1 protein-coding gene is annotated in these 648 nt (G+C 72.2%); it reads right to left on the reverse strand.

The window, feature by feature from the left end:
* The coding region (locus INT12_RS30915; RefSeq protein ID WP_193059231.1) for a hypothetical protein at positions 1–648 on the reverse strand (648 nt) is incomplete at both ends.

Genomic DNA, 648 nt, shown 5'->3' on the forward strand with positions numbered 1-648 from the left:
GTACCGGGCCCTGCGGGCTGTGCGGCAGCGCTTTCAGATGGTCGATGTAGGCATCGGCCAGGCGGTTGCTTTCGGCGAAATCCTCCAGCTCGGTGCAGATCGCGCGGCGCAGGGAGGCGTCGTACAGCTGCCAGCTCATGGCCGCGTCTTCGCGCAGGGCGCCCTCTGGGTCGCGCCGGTAGGCCACCAGCTGCATCGCATCGAGGGTGTCGTCGTCCAGCCACGCCGCCGGTTCCAGGCGCGCGCTCGGCAGGCCACCGGCATCCGGCGACCAGTCCGGCAGGTTGGCCGGCATGGCCGGGCGGCGCAGGCCCTGGCCCTGCCAGCCATGGGTGGCCCAGTCGACCAGGTCCATTTCGCGCCCGCCCACGCGCAGCCGGACCAGGTCCGGATCGAAACCCTCCAACGTGCCCGCGAACCCGGCCGTGCGCAGCGCGCGGACCATCGCCGCGGTCACGTCGGCGTGCGCGTGGCTGTGCAGCGTCTGCAGCACCCGGTCCTGCTGCTGCCCGTATGCGGTTTCGGCGGCGATGTTGGCGATGCCCAGCGGGCTCCAGCGCAGCTGGTTGCGTTGCAGCTGCTCCCGGGCCAGGACCTCGCCGTGCGTGACCAAGGTGTCAGCCCAGTCCTGCCGCGCCCCTTCGGCGT

It is taken from the genome of Pseudomonas sp. K8 (assembly GCF_014889455.1).
Taxonomy (GTDB): Bacteria; Pseudomonadota; Gammaproteobacteria; order Pseudomonadales; family Pseudomonadaceae; genus Aquipseudomonas; species Aquipseudomonas veronii.